This is a genomic window from Paraburkholderia monticola, assembly GCF_001580545.1.
GTDB classification, from domain to species: domain Bacteria; phylum Pseudomonadota; class Gammaproteobacteria; order Burkholderiales; family Burkholderiaceae; genus Paraburkholderia; species Paraburkholderia monticola.
Window position 1 is genome coordinate 442,227 of record NZ_LRBG01000039.1, and the last position, 17,651, is coordinate 459,877.

The window sequence follows — 17,651 nt, forward strand, 5'->3', positions numbered from 1 at the left end:
AAAGCGACGCTGGAACTGTTCACGACCACGGAATTGCAGGGAACCTAGGGCATGTTTGCAGACGTGAACGAAGATTTTGTTGATTGGTCCCGCACTATTGCTCGCCGCCTCGCTAATATCGTCTTTGCCGCAATTGTTGTCTTCTGTGCGCTATCGGGACCGTCTTACGGCGCTGATTCGTCAATCTGGCCGACTCCCGCTCAAGCTGTCGGCATACCCGAAGAGGCGACGCCGACTGCCGAGGAGATCGCAGTCGTTGTACGCGCCCGTTTCCATATTGGTTTGCACGACGCATTAGAAATTGGTCATGCGGTAGTTCAGGCAGCCAGGCGATACGCAATCTCGCCGTTGGTGTTGCTTGCTGTGATCGCCGTCGAATCCAGCTTTGACCGACTCGCGGTAAGCGCGGTCGGCGCCAGGGGACTCATGCAAGTCCTCCCGTCTCAGCACAGAGACCGCGTGCTTCGCACGTCCGATTTGACCGACGCGAGCACGAATATCCGTATCGGTTCCGCGATTCTGCAAGACTATATAAGAGCATCAGATGGAAAACTCGACGACGCGTTATATCGCTATAGCGGTGGGGCTCAAGGCTATGCGCGTCGTGTAGCCAACCACGTTAGTATGCTGAGGTCAGCGTTCGGCTTGTAGAAGAAAATCTGCAAGTCTGCAATCTGCAATGGGCCTGGCCTGCGCACTGCCGTTGTACCGGCTCCGAAGTAAGTTTGGTCTACACCTTTCCCGGCAGCGCCCCCTTCTGCGAGAGTCAGACCCAATGCCGCAAGGCCCAGGTCAGGGGGCGCTCAATGACGGCCGGAACTCCGTCGCCCTCTTCGATCGCGTCACTCTCTCCGTCGACGAACCTTGCTTTGATCATCAACCGCATGGCCTGGCTCCGAGCATTGCGAGACCCCCAACTTCGCAAGTTACGACGAACTGAAGGAGCGGATGCGGCACCGCGAATGGCGGATTGACAGGACATTCGCCGACCTTCGCCGATGGCCGAGCGCGACGTACTTCTTGACCGTTTCCGGCGTCGCCGCGACCCGCACCTCTCCCCCTCGCGTCTCGGCAGGTATTCCAATCTGCATGTCTGTCCAATCCTTAAAGCGCTTGCGTTTCGGAGACAGCGCCGCGAGACTGCCGCCCGACGATTTCGCGCGACTTCGCTCCGAAGCGCATGCTTCAGCGCGGCGCGCCTTCGCCCGCGTCTGATTGCAGACGCTCCCTGAAAAGCGAACCCAGCGCATCCAGTGCTTGTTAAGCGGCCTTCAATTGCCCGACGCTTCCGAGAAAGACGTGGGGCACCGGGAATTCGCGCTGCGAGCTCAAAATCGAATCGGTCACGTGGCAAGGAAGCCGCCATCGATGGCCAACTCTGTCCCTGTCACGAATGAGGCCTGATCCGACAGCAACCATACGGCAGCCGCGGCGACTTCCTCGGGCGAGCCAATACGGCCGATGGGATAGGCGGTGCTCAGTTGATCGAGCATGCCGGCAAATTGAGGATCGGAGGTTAGCGCCTGCACCATGGGCGTATTCACCGCACTCGGCAGAATTGCGTTCACGCGGATACCCTCGCGCCCGTAGTCGAGCGCGGCGCCTCTCGTCAAACCCAGCACGCCGCTCTTCGATCCACAGTAATCCGCCGCTCGAGGCATCGCGACGCGCGCCAGCGCGGACGACGTATTGACGATCGCACCGCCGCCCGTCTTCAGCATCGCGAGTATCTCGTGTTTCATGCAGAAGAATATGCCGTCGTAATTGACGCTCTGAGTTCGCCGCCATTGCGTCGCAGTCAATTCATGTAACGCAACATTGGCCTGGGCCAGGCCAGCATTGTTGAATGCACCGTCGATCCGGCCATACGCGCGCAACGCCGCAGCCACCAGCGCCTCCACCTCGGCCTCGACGGCGACGTCCGTGGCCACGAAAATAGCCTCGCCGCCCAGCTTCCGGACGGCTTCGACCGTTGCCTCGCCCGACGCCACCGCGAGATCCGCGACCACCACCCGGGCGCCGGCGGTGGTGCAGGCGATCGCCGCAGCCCGCCCGATACCGCCACCACCGCCTGTAATGATGATTACCTTGCCTTCGAGTACTCGATTCATATCTGCACGTGGCTCCCGCTATCAGTGCGCAAACAGCGGCGCGTTGTCGACATAGATGCGGTTGTCGCAGATTTTCCCGTCGCGCAGACGCCAGATGGTTGCGGCCGGCACCGTCAGCGTCGATTCGTCGTGACGGGTATAGGTCACATCGATGCGCGAAACGATGACGTCGTCGTATTGCCAGCTATCCAGCAAACGATGATGGAGGCCGGCAATCATCGCCGAGAACTGCTTCAATCCCGCCGCGATATTGGCGTGCCCGACGAGAGGCGCCTGATTGCCGAAGACAAAGAGGCAGTCATCCGTCAGATAAGGCAGCAGTCGCCGTTCATCCATGGAATCCACGACTTGATACACTTCCAGCGCGAATTCGAATGCAGGGGTGAGTGCGTTAGCAGACATGATCGAAACGTCTCCTTGGCCAGGATATCGGTCAGGCGATGCGCGTGCGCGCGCCGCTTTGATTCGAGCGTTCGATAGCATCGATCACCTTGTGAAGGGCGACCGCATCATCGAAATCGGGCGCGGTATGCGTTTCGTTCACCAGATCGTCGGCCATCTGACGATAGACAGCGGCGACATTGCGCGCCGGCGTCGTATCTTCAAAGCCGTAGTAGTACGACTTCGGCACGTCGAGTTCGCGATAGCCTTCCTCGCCCTTCTTGCCGGCTTCCACGCGCAGCGGCGCGATATTGATCACGGGAGCAAAGGCGTTCGGCGCGGTAATGCGCAGATCGCCCTGCGTGCCATTGATTTCCCACAGCAGGCGCTCACCACGCGGCATCCCGCCGCGCAATTCGAGCGACAGCGGCGCGCCTGACTTCAGGACGGCATTGAGCATGACGTGGTCGTGCGTCTGCATCGGAATCGATTCGCCGGTTTCGACGATGCGCACAGTCCTTCGACGCTGGGACACCACACTCGACACCTCGTCAACCGCGCCAATCACGCTTTGCACTGCAGCCAGCGCATGCCCGCCGATGATCGCCAGCATCGTGGCGCCGGTGCGTGCATCCATGGCGTAGGAATCGCCTCGCGTCACTTCGTCGCCCCAGGTAAAGCCACAGCCGAGATAAGTGGACGAAATGACTTCACCCAGGAATCCGTCAGCCACCAGTTTGCGTACATACGCAACTTCCGGCGAGGCTACCGCCTGGGTTCCCACGACGGCTCGCCCCTTGCTTTGCCTGGCGAGCGCTGCCATCTCGACCGCTTCGGCCAAACCATTACCGAGTGGCCATTCGCAGTAGACATGCTTGCCAGCCTTCAGGGCAGCAGTGACGACTTCCTTGTGGTAGGGCACCTTGACGGCTACCACCACCACATCGATATCCGGCGACTCCACCAGCGCCGCCACACTCTCGAACGCGCGCGGGATATCAAAGGCAGCCGCAGCCGCCTGGGCGCTCGCGAGACTCGTGTTCGCCACACCTGCGATCTCGAAGACATCCGACAGCGCGCGCAGCGCAGGAAGGTGAGCCGTCGCGCCCCAGCCTCGATCCGGACTTACACCGACAATACCCACTCGAAAACGTTTGCTCATTGCAACCTCAATATTGTTCAGTCATTTGCATACGGGCCACCATCTCGTGTCGCCTGCGGCCCGAAACCAATTGCGTGTGCGACGAACCCTTCAGACCAGGCGGTTCGCCCGCTATCCGCTTCAAACGAGTCCGTACTTGTAGGACGGATCGCTCTTGTCACGGCGCCCGACGTTGAAATTCGCAAGCGGCACAGACTCGTCCTGCACCGCATCGGAACGCTGCGAATCGAGCACGACCATGCGGTCGGCAATGCGCCATTCGCCGTCGCGCCGCTCCATCCGATCGACGTAGCGGATAAACGCAATCCAGTCCGTGGCGGGCGTTTCGCTGGTGGGCCTGGTTCTATGGATCGCTTGTGCGTAGTGCTCCGCGTATGCCACATCGCCATCAACCTGGACGTACTGGTTGCCGGTGAAGTGCTGAGTGCACTCGAAGGCCGGCAGCAGCTCCGCGGCCCATTCGATAAAGCCCTCCACCCCGCCCTCATAGGCACCATGGCGATCGATGGCGTCCGGGTGATAGCACGACCGGATCAGATCCCAGTCCATCCGGTCAACACCACGGCAGTAGCGGATATGAACGCGGCGAATCTCCGCCTCATCCAGCAAATGTTGAAGTTTCTCTCCCAACGTATGTTCCATAGTCTGGATACCTAATTGTTGCTGCCTCGATGTATGGCAGGTTCGTGAAGACGGGGGCTATGGCTCGGGTGTATCGCCGAGCCACCCCCGTCCCTTATTTGCCCACGCTGGGGTGCGGTAGATACTGGCCAGTTTCCATCAGTTCCGCGATTGCCAGCGCCTTCGGCGTCCAGCGCAGCGTCGCTCGCGTTTCCAGCAGCCAGGCCTGATAACCCTCGGGAACATCTTCCGAGGGCCCGTGGTGAATCACGCCCTTGGGCACACAGGTCAGCGTACCGGGCTCCGTGCATCCACCCCATGCGCCCGGTCCACGCACATAACAAATCACTTCGTCGAAATCGGCGTTGATATGGACCGGCGGCCGGCCACCAGGGCGGGCGCTGAGGTTGAACATCAGCAAGTCGCCAGTGGTCGACGCCAGGAACTGACTGGGCGGCCCACCCTCGGGTAGATAGGCATGCACCTGGATACTGGCAAGGTTCAGCTTCCATACCGGCACGCTGTCCGACAGGCACACGCCCAGCGCCAGCGGATCATGCGGCAGCGTGAACACCGTGTTCTCGGCGTCGAAGGTCTTCAGCACCAGCTGCGTCGGGCCGCCGAGAGGCATGTTGGGATCGATCTCAGCGAACTTCAGGTCGCGCGCCGTGTTGAGCAGGCCGCTCGGCAACGGCGGTGCGAGCTTGAGGGCCGCGGGACTCTCGACAATCACGCTGCGCATGCCGTCGCCGGTCGGCGCATAGCGATACGCGATGGCGCGGGGAATGGAGACGAAGTCACCTTCGCTTGCGGTAAGGCAGCCGACATCGGTTTCGAATTTGACCGTGCCGGACTGAATGAAATGAACCTCGTCCGCCTCGACATTGCGCACCACGTACGGCATCGGCTTGCGACGCGCCGATACATGCAGCTTGACGCCCTGTCGGGAAGTTGCCACCGTCGTCGGCAACGCACCGGGGTCGTCCCGATCGTCCGGTGTCAGGCGCTCGAGCACGGCGCGGCGCGGCGCGTGCGGACCTTGCACGGAAAGATACTCCGGTGCGTACGTGGCTCGCGTCACGGCTGACAGCGCGCCCTGGAATCCGTCACGGGTCCAGAGTTGTATCGGCGGGGGGCCTGCATCAGGCTGTTTACCGCTCATTTGTCCACCTCCTATGCTCTTCGCTCGTCATCGCCTCAATCTCCAATCAGCATAGATGACGCCGCGCGCGGCGCCACCCGCATTACCCCGGAATTACTTCGCCGGAAGGCCCAGCAGGGCACGGTATTCATTCGCCGAAGCTGGCGTGCGCCCATGCAGTGCCGCGCTCTCGCGCGCCATGTGGAACATCTCGAGGTTGTCCTTCAGCAGCAAATCGCTGTTCGGATGCTTCCATTGCGTGTCCTCGGTGCCGATGCGGATATGCAGGCCCATCATGGTGGCCAGCGTGGTCATGTAAATACCAGCGCGACCTGCCGCACATACGCTGATCACCGAGGTCGGATCGATCTTGCGGATCTGGTCCACCATCAGAAACAGATGCTGTGCCATATCCTGGGCATCGCTGACCCAGGTGCCCGACACCAGCGTGCGCCCGGTGTTGAATGGCAGACCATACAGAATCAGCCAGTTGTACGGCGCTTTCAGAATGCCCGTATCGATCAGCTTACGCTTGGCGAGCTCGATTTCGCCCGAGCTGTGCACCGCGAGTTCGGGCTTGACGCCGGCCGCCTCGAGCGCCGCGACGGCCGGCACCATGAAGGCTTCCGGATGACCAGGGGCACACGGGGCGACTTCCGTCAGATGTTGACGCGCCGGGGCCACGCACTCGTCGAACGTCGAACCGTTGAGCACGTTCAGATTGGGTACGAAGTCATTGCCGAAGCGTTTTTTCAGCGGCTCGAGCACGGACAGGTAGGCTTCGACCGGCGGAATATCCTTGTCCATGCGACGCCCTTGGGCATCGACCATGAATGAAAAGTCGATGTGCACCCCGCACGCGCCCGCTTCGATCACGCTCGACGCGGCATCGATGTACTCCTCGAACGACGTGTTCGTTGCAAAGCGGCCTGACACGGCCGCGTTGATGGCGATTTTTTCCGAAACATCCCATTTCGGCTGCAACTCCGCGCCAGCGATGAATTGATAGGTTTCCGACTCCTGCTTGGCAGCTTCCCAGAGTGAAGGGTGTTGGGTCATGTAATCCTCGATCTCGGTAAAAAAAGCAGTTCGACACCAGCCAAACCAGCGGTAATGAAACTGCCATCCAGCACCCGTTCAGACGGATGCCCTCGACACATCCACGTATCGCAAACGGCTTATCAGCCAGCCGACGCATTGCTACGTTCCCCTGAACTATCGCTCTGAACACGATAACTTCACAAAGGATCGATGTATATCGAATGATGTGTCGTAGAATGAATTAAGTCAAGCGCGACCAGGGTATCCCCTGGATCTCCCATCCAATTTGCCGAGGACCGTGTACATGACCAAGCCCGCCCCCGCTTCAATCGACATGGTTTTCAGTTCGACCCAAGTCTCCGGTGGCCCCGGGGACATGGGATCGCATCCGGTCTTCGACGAGCGCAAAAGAACCGTGCCCTGGATGACCACCACCCTGCATCGCCTCTACGACGCGGAAATTCAGAAGATGCTGGGCACGGAAGGTATTTCGGTAGCGCACTGGTACTACCTGAGCGCGCTCGCGCACAGCGGCATGCTGAATCAGATGGAACTCAGCCGACGCATCGGGATCGCCTCGACCACAGCGGTGCCTGCGCTGGACAGCCTGGAACAGCGTGGTCTTGTAAAGAGAACTCGCGACCCCAAAGACCGACGCAAGTACGACGTAACCCTGACCGACGACGGCAGGGATCTCGTCGATGATTTGCAACCTGCGGTCATCAAGGTGATTGCCGCCTCACTGGAGGGGGTCGGCCAGCACGAGATGCGCGCGATCTGGCGCATCCTGCATCGGATCGAGCAGAACCTGATCGTCATGGCAAACGACGATACCGTCGACTGAACTCCCACCTATCGGCACTCTGACTGCCCTGAATCAGCGCTAGGGAGATTCCCCAGGATACTTGACTTCGTTCAAACTCAAACACATCATTCTATATAAATCGATCGCACATAGCATGATCTAAGATCGGATCATATGCCGGACTGGAGCGACGGATAGTGTCTGTAGGTAGCCTCGCGACCACGATCGGATACACGGAGACAGGACAGTCGATGAAACGCAATCTAGGAATCCTTAACGATGGCGACACATGCATGACTGCGTCGTTTGCGCTCACCTGTCCCGGCTATCCGCACCGAACTTGCCGGCAACCCCTTGCCTCAGATAGCAGCGCCAATAGGTCCCACTGTACGTGCATGCCACGAACTCTGCCGTCAGCGCGGCACAGGGAAGTACCCCGTTGCGCAATCGCATTCATCACCACGTCGAGGATCATCATGTTCTTCAAGCTTCGCACCTCTCTCGCAGCAGCAGACGCCCCGCGAACCATTCCGCGGCCGGGCAAGCGCCCGAACACGACAATGATTTCTCGCACGCTTCAGCTCATCGGCCTGATTCTCTCCGCGGGTCTGATCTGTACGGCGGCCCAGGCGGAGGAGGATTCCGTTACCAACCATCAAGGCGACATCACGCAGATGTGTGGCACGAAGCCGATGGTGGTCGGCGTATCCGATGGGTACGGAGGCAACACCTGGCGCAAAACGGGGCTGGCCGAAGTCAAGGACGAGCTGAGCCGCTGCAAGAACGTCACGCGCGTGATCTACAGCAATGCCAACGGCGATCCACAAAAGGCGAACTCCGATATCAACAGCATGGTCGCGCAAGGCATCAACGTGCTGATCCTGTTGCCCGACTTCGGCGCCGTGCAGTTGCCCGCCATGCGCGCGGCAATGAAGGCCGGCGTGGCGGTGGTGCCGTACTCGGCGCAGGTGCCTGGCGTTCCGGGGCGCGACTACGTAATCGACGTGGTCGGCGACACACAGAAAATCGGCGTCCTCTGGGCCGACTGGCTCGGAGCCAACCTCAAGAGCGGCAATGTCGTGTTCATGGGCGGCTCGCCCGGTGCGACCACCTCGCAGAACTTCATGGACGGCCTGCGTAACGGTCTCAAGAAATACCCGGGTCTAAAGCTGCTCAATGACCAGTATGTCGTGACGAACTGGAGCCCGGTAGACGCACGCAAGGCGACCGCGGGCCTGATTGCGCACTACCCGAAGATCGACGCCATCGTGACGGATTCCGGCGAAACCTCGCTGGCCGCCGTCCAGGCATTCGAACAAGCCAACCTGCCGATCCCTGCCATCGCGACGATCGCGAGCGACAACCAGGTGAATTGCCATTACCTCGCGGCCAAGAAGGCAGGCAAGCCGTACGCCTATTACACGCTGGATGGCACGACCACCTATGTGCGCTTTGCCGTGCGCCAGGGCGTAGCGGCCTACCAGGGAACGGTCAACAAGGAATCGCCGTGGATCCTGCCCTACCCCTACGCGGACAGCGCCAAGGGCATCGATCCGAAGTGCGACCCCTCGGTCCCGCCTGACGCCGACCTCACTTCCGCGCTCCCGCCGCAGAAGCTGAAGGCCGTTTTCGAGAACTGATTTCAGCATCCGAACCATGAACGCACAGCACTTACTCCTTCAGATCGAAGGCGTCACCAAGATCTTCCCGGGCGTACGGGCACTCGACAACGTCACGTTTTCGGTGCTCGCCGGAGAGGTCCATGGTCTCGTCGGCGAAAACGGCGCCGGCAAATCCACCTTGATGGCCGTGGCGTCGGGCGCCCTCGTCCCTGAGAGCGGACGCATCGTCATCGATCGCACGGAAACCCGGGGCGACACCGAAGCCGCGCGCCGCCTCGGGCTCGCCATCGTGCGGCAGGAGCCGGCCTTGATGCCGGACCTGACCGTTGCCGAGAACCTCTTTCTCGGCATGCCGGCCGAGCAGCGCCCGACACTGATGAACACCGCCGACTGGGCGCAGCAGCAATTGCGTCAGTGGAGCGACGACGTAGCGATCGATGCCCACGAACGTGTTTCGAGCCTGAACCCCGAGCAACGCTTTATCGTCGAGATCGTCAAGGCACTGTCGGCCAAACCCAAGGTCCTGGTGCTCGACGAACCCACTGAGCACCTGCTCGCGGAGGACGTCGCGCGCCTCTTCGATCGGATTTGCCGTGTCACCGATTCGGGTTGCGCGGTCGTCTATATCTCGCACCGGATTCGCGAGGTCCAGCAGATCGCCAATCGCATCACGGTGCTCCGCGATGGGCGGGGACAGGGCACCTACGACGCAGCAGGGCTCAGCGAACAGCAGATCGTCGAGCTCATCGTCGGCGGCGCGCTCGATCGCGAGTTCCCGGCCAAGACCAAAGCCGAATCGGCCGATACCGTGCTCGACGTGGTTGCGCTCGACGGCGTCGGTTTCTCGGACGTGACGATGCGCGTCAAGCGCGGCGAGATCGTGGGTCTCGCCGGCATCGACGGCAATGGCCAGCGCGAATTCATGGCCGCGTTGGCCGGTCTGACGCACAGCCGCGGCACGGTCACCGTCAACGGCCGCGCCGCCAGTCTGCGGGATTCCAAGGCCGCTGCCGCTTCGGGTATCCGTCTGCTGCCGGGCGATCGCCACCGCGCCGGCATCTTCGGCGAACTCTCGGTTCGCGAGAATTTCTCGATCCGCAGCCTCCCCTTCGACGCGGTCAAAGGTTGGGTCAGGCAGCGCAGCGAGGCGCGCCGGGCGCGCGAGGCCGTACTGAGTTTCGCGGTCAAGACGCCTTCGATCGAGACGCCGATTCGTTCCCTGTCGGGCGGCAACCAGCAAAAGCTCGTACTGGCCAGCGTGCTGGCCAGTCGGCCCGAAGTGCTGCTGGTCGATGAGCCAACGCAGGGTGTCGATATCGGCGCGCGCATGGAGATCTACAAGGTGCTGCGCGAGGCCGCCGCGACGGGCACCGCGGTCATCGCGGTTTCGTCGGATGCACTCGAAGTGGCCGGGCTGTGCGATCGCGTGTTGATCTTCTCGCGCGGGCACGTGGTCAAGGAACTGCGCGACGACGCTGTCAGCGAGAACAACATCACCTCGGCCGTGCTGACCGCCACCACCGAGCGCGCCCGTGGCACCGCCAGCATCCCACCCTTCTGGAAGTGGGCATCGGGAGACTGGGCGCCGCTCGTCATGCTCGCGCTGGCCGTCTGCGTGCTGGGTCTGTATGCCGCGCACGTCAACGACGCCTATCTGTCGGCCCGCAACCTGAGCGGCATGCTGGCCCTGGTGGCGACACTGGCGATCGTGGCCTACGGGCAACAGGCGTTGATGCTGGTGGGAGGCATAGACCTGTCAGTCGGCCCATTGATGGGCTTGATGGTGGTGATCCAGTCGTTCTACCTCAATGACGGGTCGCCATTCAGTCACGAGCTGACCGGATGGATTCTTTCCTTCGGAGTCGCCATTGCCGTCGGTCTCGTGAACTGGGTATTGGTCAGCCCGTTCCGGCTTCATCCGATGGTCGCCACATTGGCTACCTATATGTCCTTGCAAGCCATCTCGCTGATCCTGCGCCCGGTACCGGGTGGCCTGATCGCGAATAAGTGGCTCGATACGATCGGCGCCCAGCTGGGTTTCGTGCCGATCATCCTGATCGTGGCTGTGGTACTGGCCATCGTGCTCGAGTTCGCGCTATTCCGTTCCCGCACCGGGCTTGTGTTCCGGGGCGTCGGCTCCCGACCCGAGGCTGCGCGCATGGCCGGGGTCCGCACGCAACTGACGATGCTAGGCGCCTATATCGGCTGTTCGCTGCTGGCGGCCATCGCCTCCGTTCCGATGATGGCGCAAGTTGGCTCGGGCGATCCGAATGCCGGCATCAACTACACGCTGGCCAGCATCGCGGCTGTGGTCATCGGCGGGGCGAGCCTCTTCGGCGGGCGCGGTTCGTTTATCGGCGCACTGCTCGGCTCGCTGTTGATCATCCAGGTGAATGTCGTCACCTCGTTCCTTGATATCGGAGACGCATGGCAATCCTATCTGTTGGGCGGAATGATCCTGATATCTGTCGCCCTGTACTCGAAGAGCCGGGAAATGGCGGTAGCGAAATGAAGAAAATCATGAGCGACAGTTCAATCACGACACCTGAAGCCCAATCCACCACGCCCGCGCCGCGGCAATCCGTCAGTCTGCCGTCGATCGGCGAGTTCGGGTGGGTCTGGGTCGGACTGATCCTGCTGCTTGGCATCAGTCTGGTGGTAGCCCCCGGCACGATGACGCGTGGCTCGATTCTGGCCATGTTGCCATTCGCGGGTATTCTCGCCATCGTCGCGACCGGCGAGACGCTCGTCATCCAGCAGCGCGGGCTCGACATGTCGGCGATCGGCATGGTCTCGCTGGCCGGCGTCGTGATGGCCAGAACCGGCCTGTCGCACGACTCGCTGCTGCTTGCGGTGGCGGTCACGGTCGGGGTCTGCGCACTGGTGGGCATTGTCAACGGCGTGCTGGTTTCTCGGCTCGCGATCATGCCCTTGGTCGCCACGCTGGCAACCAATGCACTGCTAATCGGAGCGGTCCGCTCGCTGACCGACAATGCCCCTGTCAATGTGCCGGCACTGATGCAAACCATTTCGCATGCTCAACTGTTCGGTTTGCCGGCCAATATCCTGATTGCATGTGCCTTCGTCGTAACGGCATGGCTCATCACCCGAAAGACTGCCATCGGTCGGAGATTCGTGGGCGTCGGGGTGAATCCGCGCGCAGCGGAAGCAGCTGGTGTGCGAGTGCTGTCGTATCAGATCGGTGCCTACGTCGCGTCTGCTATGTGTTTCGGCGCAGCCGGCATGCTGTTAGCCGGCTTTATCGGCAGCGCGTCGGCAACCTCCGGCAACGATTATCTGCTTCCCGCAATTGCCGCGGTCGTTGTCGGCGGCACACCCTTCACTGGAGGAAAAGGCAGCGTTATCGCCAGCGCCGCTGCGGCTCTGTTCATGGCGCAGCTTGGCCAGCTCGTCCTCGCGCTGGGTGCCGGCGATTCGATTCAGCTGCTCGTGCAGGCCAGTGCCATTCTGCTTGCAACGCTGATCCGGCATTTGCCACATGTGCTGCATTCACTTAACCGCGTCAAGAAATAAGGCAATGCCGGAACGCCCAGTCGTGACGTTCCGATCCGTTTTGTAATACGGCATATCGGCTAGACAAGGCAGTTAGAGTGACAAAACCTATCAGATGTCGTCAGTGGTTCTTGGAGACTTGGTTAATAAGGATACCCAAATGAAAAGGCTAATGTTAGGGGCAGCGATAGCGACAATCGGCACATGCAATGTATATGCACAAAGCAGTGTGACATTGTACGGACAGGTCACCGCTGGCCTTGATTTCGTCAACCACGTAGCCACGGCCGACGGCGGTTCGACACACTTGATTCGCTTTGGCAGCGACCAGTACCATTACAGCTGGTTTGGCTTGCAAGGCACTGAAGAGCTTGGTGGTGGCCTGCAAGCCGTATTCAGGCTGGAGAGCCTGTTTTCGTCTGGGACTGGCCAGAATTTTCCCAATGAGCTCTTTACGCGATACGCCTATGTCGGTCTCGCATCCAACACCTACGGTAGTATCTGGTTCGGCCGGGCCATGTCCTTGACCGACACGACCGGCTGGTATCTCGACCCATTCGGCGAGCAAGCGACCGGCGTTGCCAACTTCGCCAATGGACGTGCCTGGGGTCCACGCTCGAACCTGGTCACCTACAACTCGCCGAACTGGCGCGGTTTCTCATTCCGTCTGCAGAACGGTTTCGGCGGCTCGACCACCGGCTTCCAGGCGGATCGGACCTTCAGCGGGAGTTTTGACTACACCATAGGTGACTTTGCCGCGCATGGCGTCTACGAGGAAATCCGCGACGCCAACGGGCAGCTGTCGGATCTCTACGCCGCATCGCGCGAATACATGATCGGCGGCACCTACCAGATTGGCGCAGCCAGGCTCTATGGTGGCTACCAGCTGCTCGCCTCGGATGCCAACACAATCGCAACTGCCTACAACCCGTTCAAGGCAACCCGCAGCCAGCAGGAATGGTTCGGTGTGTCCTATCAGGCCACCTCCGCTTTCACCGTTGGGGTAGCCTGGTACCACGCCAACGTCAATCACGACGGCGGCGGCGGCAACCTCGGCGTGATCGGCACCACCTACACTCTGTCGAAGCGGACCACGCTGTACGCGACGTTCGGAGCGATGTTCAACGACAAGCATTCCGTCTTCTCGGTCGAAACTCAGGATTCCCCGCCGAACCCGGGCCAAAATCAGCAAGGCGGGTATTTCGGCATCATTCACTACTTCTGATCCCCGTTCTATCGTCGAAGCGCCGCGTCTGCGGCGCCGTTCGACATGCGCCGTGGTTTGCGAGTCGGGTGCGCGGCACGCATCATCGATAATGCGGCAGTGCGACGAGGCCACCTCCAGTCAAGGCCATCCAGCAGTATCGACAGTTGCGCAGCACTCAGATGGACCTTGCCGCCGTCGGCCTGGGGCCATATAAAACGACCTCGCTCAAGCCAGTTCGCGAGAGCAGCCCGGATTCCGTCCCCCGTGGCCCGGCGAATGTTTACCAGCTCACCGCGCCACTCAGGAAACTGTGGACAGCTGCGTCAATCGGTGTGGACGAACGCATCGCTGAAGAAATCATCCTCCGCCAAGCCAGCCTTAACGAAGGTGTCCTGCGCAGAGCTCGTCATGATCGGGTTGCCACACGCGTAGACCTCATATCCCGCCAGTGAACCGAAATCTTCGAGCACGGCCTCGTGCACGAAGCCGCGGCGACCGGCCCATGCGTCATCGGCCTCCGACAGCACCGGTACGAATTTCACTCGCCCACTGTCGTGCCATTTCTGGGCAAGTGCGGCCAGATAAAGATCTTCGGCGCAGCGGGCCCCCCAGTAAAGATGCAGCGGCCGCTCAAGCTTGCGCCTGATTGCATCCTCGATGATCGATTTGACCGGTGCAAACCCTGTGCCTGTCGCCAGCAAGATAGCCGGGCTCTGCGAGCCGCCACGCAGCATGAACTGTCCGAACGGTAGCTCGATCCGTAGCTTGTCGCCCTTCACGAGGTGACTCAGCACGCCTTCAGAAAACCGGCCGCCGGGCACGTGACGCACGTGCAGTTGCACACTGTCGTTTTCGTGCGGTGCGTTTGCCATCGAATAGTTGCGCCGCGTGCCGTCTTCGAGTTCGATCTGCAGATACTGGCCAGCGCCAAACTTCGCTCGCACGCCTGCCGGCAGCCGCAACTGCAGAATGCGGACATCGGCGGCTGGTTGCGTGATCCGGTAAACCGAGGTCTCGAGCGTCTTGCGCGCGACGGGATCTCGCCTTTCGATGCGGCGGGGTGCGATCGTCACATCGGTGCCGGGACGCAGGCAGCATAGCAACACTCGCTCGCTTGGGCTCGACAACGCCCCCTGCACCGATGAGCGCCCCTCGCCTGCCACCAGATGCCCTTCGCAGGACGCGCAAACACCCTTGCGGCACGAATACGGTACCGCGTAGCCGGCGCGTTCAGCCGCATCGAGTACGGTTTCACCGGCCGCGCACGGGAACGTTATGTCGCTGTCCGCGACAGAAATACGAAAATCCATGATGTCTCCTCGACGTCTTGCCAGCGGCTTACAGGGGCAGCGCAAGTAGGGTGTCGACGCGCGAGCTGTCGCACACGACGATACGCTCGCGTAACCGCACGCCCGCCTCGGTGCGAACATACAGGTCGCAATAACGGCCCGTCGCGAACAGATCCGTGGTTCCGTCGCGCATGATGCGTGCAACCATGAACGAGGTTTCGCTACGCGTCTCAGTACCGTCGTCGCTGATCACGGACGGCTGCCCGAGCAGATGCCGGTAGCCATGCCGTTCATATATATTGGCGTCGCGCAGCGATGCGATCCGATCGACCAGCATCCCACGCGAGGCCGCATAGATCATGCTGATCTCGAAGCCTCGACGATAGTTTTCGGCGGTCGTCACCCGGTACACGCACGACGCGGTAAAGAATCCGGGCCACTGGTCAAGATCACCGTCATCAATACAGCGTGCGTATTCGGCTTGCGCTCGGGCAATCAGCTGATGGATATCCTGCGTCATGTCAGTATCCCATTGCGGTGCGGTAGGCTTTCCAGAAACCACGAATCGAGGCTTCCGTCACACGGCTTGCGCTACTCGTCGTGCCGTCCCCACCCATCTCGATTACCGAGCGCGCCTCACTCGCCCCTTCAATGCCGCGCTGCACGAAACCGCCTACGCAGCCATCCTCCATCGAAACGTAGCCCGCCGGACCCACCAGGTTCGCCTGGCGCAGACGCATTTCCCTCAACTCTGGCGTATCGTCCTCGAAGCCGAGGTAGATCCAGTTCAATTCGGTCTGCCGCGCGCCACGGGGCAGGATCTGACGTATCGCGAGAGCGTTCTGGATCTGCTGCAGCACAAAACCTGGAAACACCGAAAGAATCTGCAGCGTGATGCCGTCGCCGAACTCATCCAAACCCGTCAGCACCGAGGTGTCTTCGAGACGATGATCGTTCTCCGAGCGGATATTCTGTGCCGCGTATTCGCTCTTGCCCCCCTGCTTTGCTGCTTCAGCCGCGTGATCCACCGCTGAATAACTTACGTGGTGGCCGCCACTGGGGTCGACGATGATGCCACCACGCTGCGACAGCTTATTCAACTGGAAGGTCGTAAAGAACAGGTGCAGAATGCTCGCATGGTAGGAATCCTTAACGTTCTCGACGTAGAGCTTCCAGTTATTCGGGAGCATCTGGGTAAAACGCCCCAAAACGACAGGTGCTCGGCCCTCGAGTACGCGTGCGATGCGTTCAACGATCTCCTCGCCGAGGTATTCGTCAAGCGGCGGTACATCATCGGAATAGCTGCCGAACACCAGGCCATGCAGTGTCGCCACGCGCAGCTTGCGCAAGCCATGATCGCCGAGGCAGAAATCTTCCTTCATGCCGCCCTGGCCGTTAATGCCGTCCTTGAACGCGACACCCAGCAGATCGCCCTGCAGGTTATAGGTCCAGGCATGGTAGACGCAGCTGAAATCCTTGGCGTTGCCCTCATCCTCCAGACACACCATCGCGCCGCGATGTGCGCAGCGATTTTCGAATGCATAAAGCTCGCCGTCCATATCGCGGGTGACCACCACCGGGGCATCACCGACAAACGTACTGCGAAAATCGCCCGGATTCGGCACCTCGGCTTCGAGGCACAGGTAGCTCCAATTCGGGCCACGAAAAATTGCGTCCTGCTCGTCCGCGTAGACGTCGTCGCTCTGGAACAGTTCGTATGGCACACGCCTGACGCCCTCAGCGGGCCACTCGATGCTGGCACGACGTGCCGGCCGGATAGGGATGATGTTCAAATTAGTAACTCCTTAACAGGCATTCGCCCGTGCAGATTACCGAGGACCGCGCAAAGAGACGCTTGACAGCGCCGCCCAGTGGTGTTCGAATACCGTACGTTGTTCGATATTTGAGTTTAATATGGCACTCATCAAAAGCGCTGTCAACAAAGAAGTCGGCGCGTTGCCGACTGTCGCCGACGAAAACGAACCCATTCAGGCTCACGCGAAAGAAGGTATGGGGGGGCTGGCCAAGGGTCTCGCGATCATCGAGGCGTTCGGCGCAAGCACCCCGCGCATGACTGTCTCGGATGCCGCGCAGCTGGCCGGTCTGAGCCGGCCAGCGGCACGGCGGTGCCTGTTGACGCTCGTCGAACTCGGCTATCTCGCGCACGACGGCAAATTCTTCACGCCGCTGCCACGCATGCTGCGGCTGGGCGGCGCCTACTTCAGCACCTCGTCGCTACCGCAAATTGCGCAGCCGCTGCTGGCGAGCGCGCGCGACAAGTTGCAGGAGTCGGTCTCGCTGGCTGTGCTGGACGAAGGCTATGCGGTATTTGTCGCGCGCGCCGAGGCAGTTCGTATCGTGTCCACGGGTGTGAAGCTCGGGGGTCGCCTGCCCGCCTATTGCTCGGCGACCGGGCGTGTACTGCTGAGCGACCTGCCAGAACAGCAGGTGCGTGAACACCTCGAGAGCGTCCCTATGAAGCGTCTCACCGATCGCACGGTGGCAAATCTCAACGGCGTATTGAAAGCGATCCGACGCGCGGCCGAGGAAGGTTACGCGATCAGCGACGAGGAACTGGAAATCGGCATGTCGGCAATGGCGGTACCTGTGAGGAACCGCTCGGGGCAGATCGAGGCCGCCTTGAGCGTGAGCGTATTTTCAGGCCGTGTGAGCATCGAGACGTTGCGAGACAACTTCCTGCCGGTGTTGCGTGAAATGGCAGAACGCCTGCAACGTTCGCTTTAAGTAGGCACACGCG

At 60.9% G+C, this 17,651-nt stretch carries 17 protein-coding genes; 7 read left to right on the forward strand and 10 right to left on the reverse strand.

Annotated features, from left to right (window positions below):
- The first annotated feature begins 51 nt into the window (after nt 1-51).
- A complete protein-coding gene (locus CI15_RS33060; protein WP_062137336.1) occupies nt 52-651 on the forward strand; it encodes a transglycosylase SLT domain-containing protein in 600 nt (199 codons plus the stop codon).
- 692 nt (nt 652-1,343) lie between these two features.
- Here CI15_RS33060 and CI15_RS33065 read toward each other — a convergent pair.
- The 6 genes from CI15_RS33065 to CI15_RS33090 form a co-directional block, all read right to left on the reverse strand.
- Nucleotides 1,344-2,111, reverse strand: coding sequence for a glucose 1-dehydrogenase (locus CI15_RS33065; RefSeq protein WP_062137338.1), 768 nt, complete (start codon nt 2,109-2,111; stop codon nt 1,344-1,346).
- Nucleotides 2,112-2,132: 21 nt separating this feature from the next.
- The gene (locus CI15_RS33070; protein ID WP_241496015.1) at nt 2,133-2,594 is read right to left on the reverse strand and encodes a nuclear transport factor 2 family protein; all 462 of its coding nucleotides are present in this window, start codon (nt 2,592-2,594) and stop codon (nt 2,133-2,135) included.
- Nucleotides 2,545-3,654, reverse strand: coding sequence for a Gfo/Idh/MocA family protein (locus tag CI15_RS33075; protein ID WP_062137343.1), 1,110 nt, complete (start codon nt 3,652-3,654; stop codon nt 2,545-2,547). The genes CI15_RS33070 and CI15_RS33075 overlap by 50 nt, the downstream gene beginning before the upstream one ends.
- A gap of 120 nt (nt 3,655-3,774) precedes the next feature.
- A complete protein-coding gene (locus tag CI15_RS33080; protein WP_062137345.1) occupies nt 3,775-4,296 on the reverse strand; it encodes a nuclear transport factor 2 family protein in 522 nt (173 codons plus the stop codon).
- 94 nt (nt 4,297-4,390) lie between these two features.
- Nucleotides 4,391-5,437 carry a homogentisate 1,2-dioxygenase gene (locus CI15_RS33085; protein WP_062137347.1) on the reverse strand — a complete coding sequence of 349 codons (1,047 nt, stop codon included), beginning with the start codon at nt 5,435-5,437 and terminating at the stop codon, nt 4,391-4,393.
- A 93-nt stretch (nt 5,438-5,530) separates the two neighbouring features.
- On the reverse strand, nt 5,531-6,475 hold the full coding sequence (locus tag CI15_RS33090; RefSeq protein WP_062137350.1) for a 3-keto-5-aminohexanoate cleavage protein: 945 nt from the start codon (nt 6,473-6,475) through the stop codon (nt 5,531-5,533).
- A 286-nt stretch (nt 6,476-6,761) separates the two neighbouring features.
- Here CI15_RS33090 and CI15_RS33095 point away from each other — a divergent pair, with 286 nt between their 5' ends.
- From CI15_RS33095 to CI15_RS33115, 5 genes are all read left to right on the forward strand, one after another.
- Entirely contained in the window at nt 6,762-7,301 is a 540-nt protein-coding gene (locus CI15_RS33095; RefSeq protein ID WP_062137353.1) for a MarR family winged helix-turn-helix transcriptional regulator, read from the forward strand.
- 437 nt (nt 7,302-7,738) lie between these two features.
- Nucleotides 7,739-8,902, forward strand: coding sequence for a substrate-binding domain-containing protein (locus CI15_RS33100; RefSeq protein WP_062137356.1), 1,164 nt, complete (start codon nt 7,739-7,741; stop codon nt 8,900-8,902).
- A 16-nt stretch (nt 8,903-8,918) separates the two neighbouring features.
- Nucleotides 8,919-11,396, forward strand: coding sequence for an ATP-binding cassette domain-containing protein (locus CI15_RS33105; protein WP_062137361.1), 2,478 nt, complete (start codon nt 8,919-8,921; stop codon nt 11,394-11,396).
- Nucleotides 11,393-12,418, forward strand: coding sequence for an ABC transporter permease (locus tag CI15_RS33110; RefSeq protein WP_062137365.1), 1,026 nt, complete (start codon nt 11,393-11,395; stop codon nt 12,416-12,418). The genes CI15_RS33105 and CI15_RS33110 overlap by 4 nt, the downstream gene beginning before the upstream one ends.
- 151 nt (nt 12,419-12,569) lie before the next feature.
- On the forward strand, nt 12,570-13,622 hold the full coding sequence (locus tag CI15_RS33115) for a porin (protein WP_277621336.1): 1,053 nt from the start codon (nt 12,570-12,572) through the stop codon (nt 13,620-13,622).
- Between the two features lie 8 nt (nt 13,623-13,630).
- Here CI15_RS33115 and tnpB read toward each other — a convergent pair whose 3' ends face one another.
- From tnpB to CI15_RS33130, 4 genes are read right to left on the reverse strand one after another with little or no spacing between them, the layout of a single operon-like run.
- On the reverse strand, nt 13,631-13,891 hold the full coding sequence (gene tnpB, locus CI15_RS38340; protein ID WP_082814374.1) for an IS66 family insertion sequence element accessory protein TnpB: 261 nt from the start codon (nt 13,889-13,891) through the stop codon (nt 13,631-13,633).
- 36 nt (nt 13,892-13,927) lie between these two features.
- The gene (locus tag CI15_RS33120; RefSeq protein WP_062137371.1) at nt 13,928-14,914 is read right to left on the reverse strand and encodes a 2Fe-2S iron-sulfur cluster-binding protein; all 987 of its coding nucleotides are present in this window, start codon (nt 14,912-14,914) and stop codon (nt 13,928-13,930) included.
- Nucleotides 14,915-14,942: 28 nt separating this feature from the next.
- Nucleotides 14,943-15,413 (reverse strand): aromatic-ring-hydroxylating dioxygenase subunit beta, encoded by a 471-nt coding sequence (locus CI15_RS33125; protein ID WP_062137374.1) that lies wholly within the window; start codon nt 15,411-15,413, stop codon nt 14,943-14,945.
- Between the two features lies 1 nt (nt 15,414).
- A complete protein-coding gene (locus CI15_RS33130) occupies nt 15,415-16,686 on the reverse strand; it encodes an aromatic ring-hydroxylating dioxygenase subunit alpha (RefSeq protein ID WP_062137377.1) in 1,272 nt (423 codons plus the stop codon).
- A gap of 163 nt (nt 16,687-16,849) precedes the next feature.
- On the opposite strand from CI15_RS33130, the gene CI15_RS33135 reads away from it, so the two are divergent.
- On the forward strand, nt 16,850-17,638 hold the full coding sequence (locus CI15_RS33135) for an IclR family transcriptional regulator domain-containing protein (protein ID WP_241496016.1): 789 nt from the start codon (nt 16,850-16,852) through the stop codon (nt 17,636-17,638).
- The last annotated feature ends 13 nt before the right edge of the window (nt 17,639-17,651 follow it).

Excerpts from the sequence above, each read along its gene's own strand:
- CI15_RS33115 (WP_277621336.1), top strand. The coding sequence starts at position 12,570 with ATGTTAGGGGCAGCGATAGCGACAATCGGCACATGCAATGTATATGCA.
- CI15_RS33065 (WP_062137338.1), bottom strand. The coding sequence starts at position 2,111 with ATGAATCGAGTACTCGAAGGCAAGGTAATCATCATTACAGGCGGTGGT.
- CI15_RS33080 (WP_062137345.1), bottom strand. The coding sequence starts at position 4,296 with ATGGAACATACGTTGGGAGAGAAACTTCAACATTTGCTGGATGAGGCG.
- CI15_RS33110 (WP_062137365.1), top strand. The coding sequence starts at position 11,393 with ATGAAGAAAATCATGAGCGACAGTTCAATCACGACACCTGAAGCCCAA.
- CI15_RS33120 (WP_062137371.1), bottom strand. The coding sequence starts at position 14,914 with ATGGATTTTCGTATTTCTGTCGCGGACAGCGACATAACGTTCCCGTGC.
- CI15_RS33085 (WP_062137347.1), bottom strand. The coding sequence starts at position 5,437 with ATGAGCGGTAAACAGCCTGATGCAGGCCCCCCGCCGATACAACTCTGG.
- CI15_RS33105 (WP_062137361.1), top strand. The coding sequence starts at position 8,919 with ATGAACGCACAGCACTTACTCCTTCAGATCGAAGGCGTCACCAAGATC.
- CI15_RS33095 (WP_062137353.1), top strand. The coding sequence starts at position 6,762 with ATGACCAAGCCCGCCCCCGCTTCAATCGACATGGTTTTCAGTTCGACC.
- CI15_RS33100 (WP_062137356.1), top strand. The coding sequence starts at position 7,739 with ATGTTCTTCAAGCTTCGCACCTCTCTCGCAGCAGCAGACGCCCCGCGA.
- CI15_RS33075 (WP_062137343.1), bottom strand. The coding sequence starts at position 3,654 with ATGAGCAAACGTTTTCGAGTGGGTATTGTCGGTGTAAGTCCGGATCGA.
- CI15_RS33070 (WP_241496015.1), bottom strand. The coding sequence starts at position 2,594 with ATGCTATCGAACGCTCGAATCAAAGCGGCGCGCGCACGCGCATCGCCT.
- CI15_RS33060 (WP_062137336.1), top strand. The coding sequence starts at position 52 with ATGTTTGCAGACGTGAACGAAGATTTTGTTGATTGGTCCCGCACTATT.
- CI15_RS33125 (WP_062137374.1), bottom strand. The coding sequence starts at position 15,413 with ATGACGCAGGATATCCATCAGCTGATTGCCCGAGCGCAAGCCGAATAC.
- CI15_RS33090 (WP_062137350.1), bottom strand. The coding sequence starts at position 6,475 with ATGACCCAACACCCTTCACTCTGGGAAGCTGCCAAGCAGGAGTCGGAA.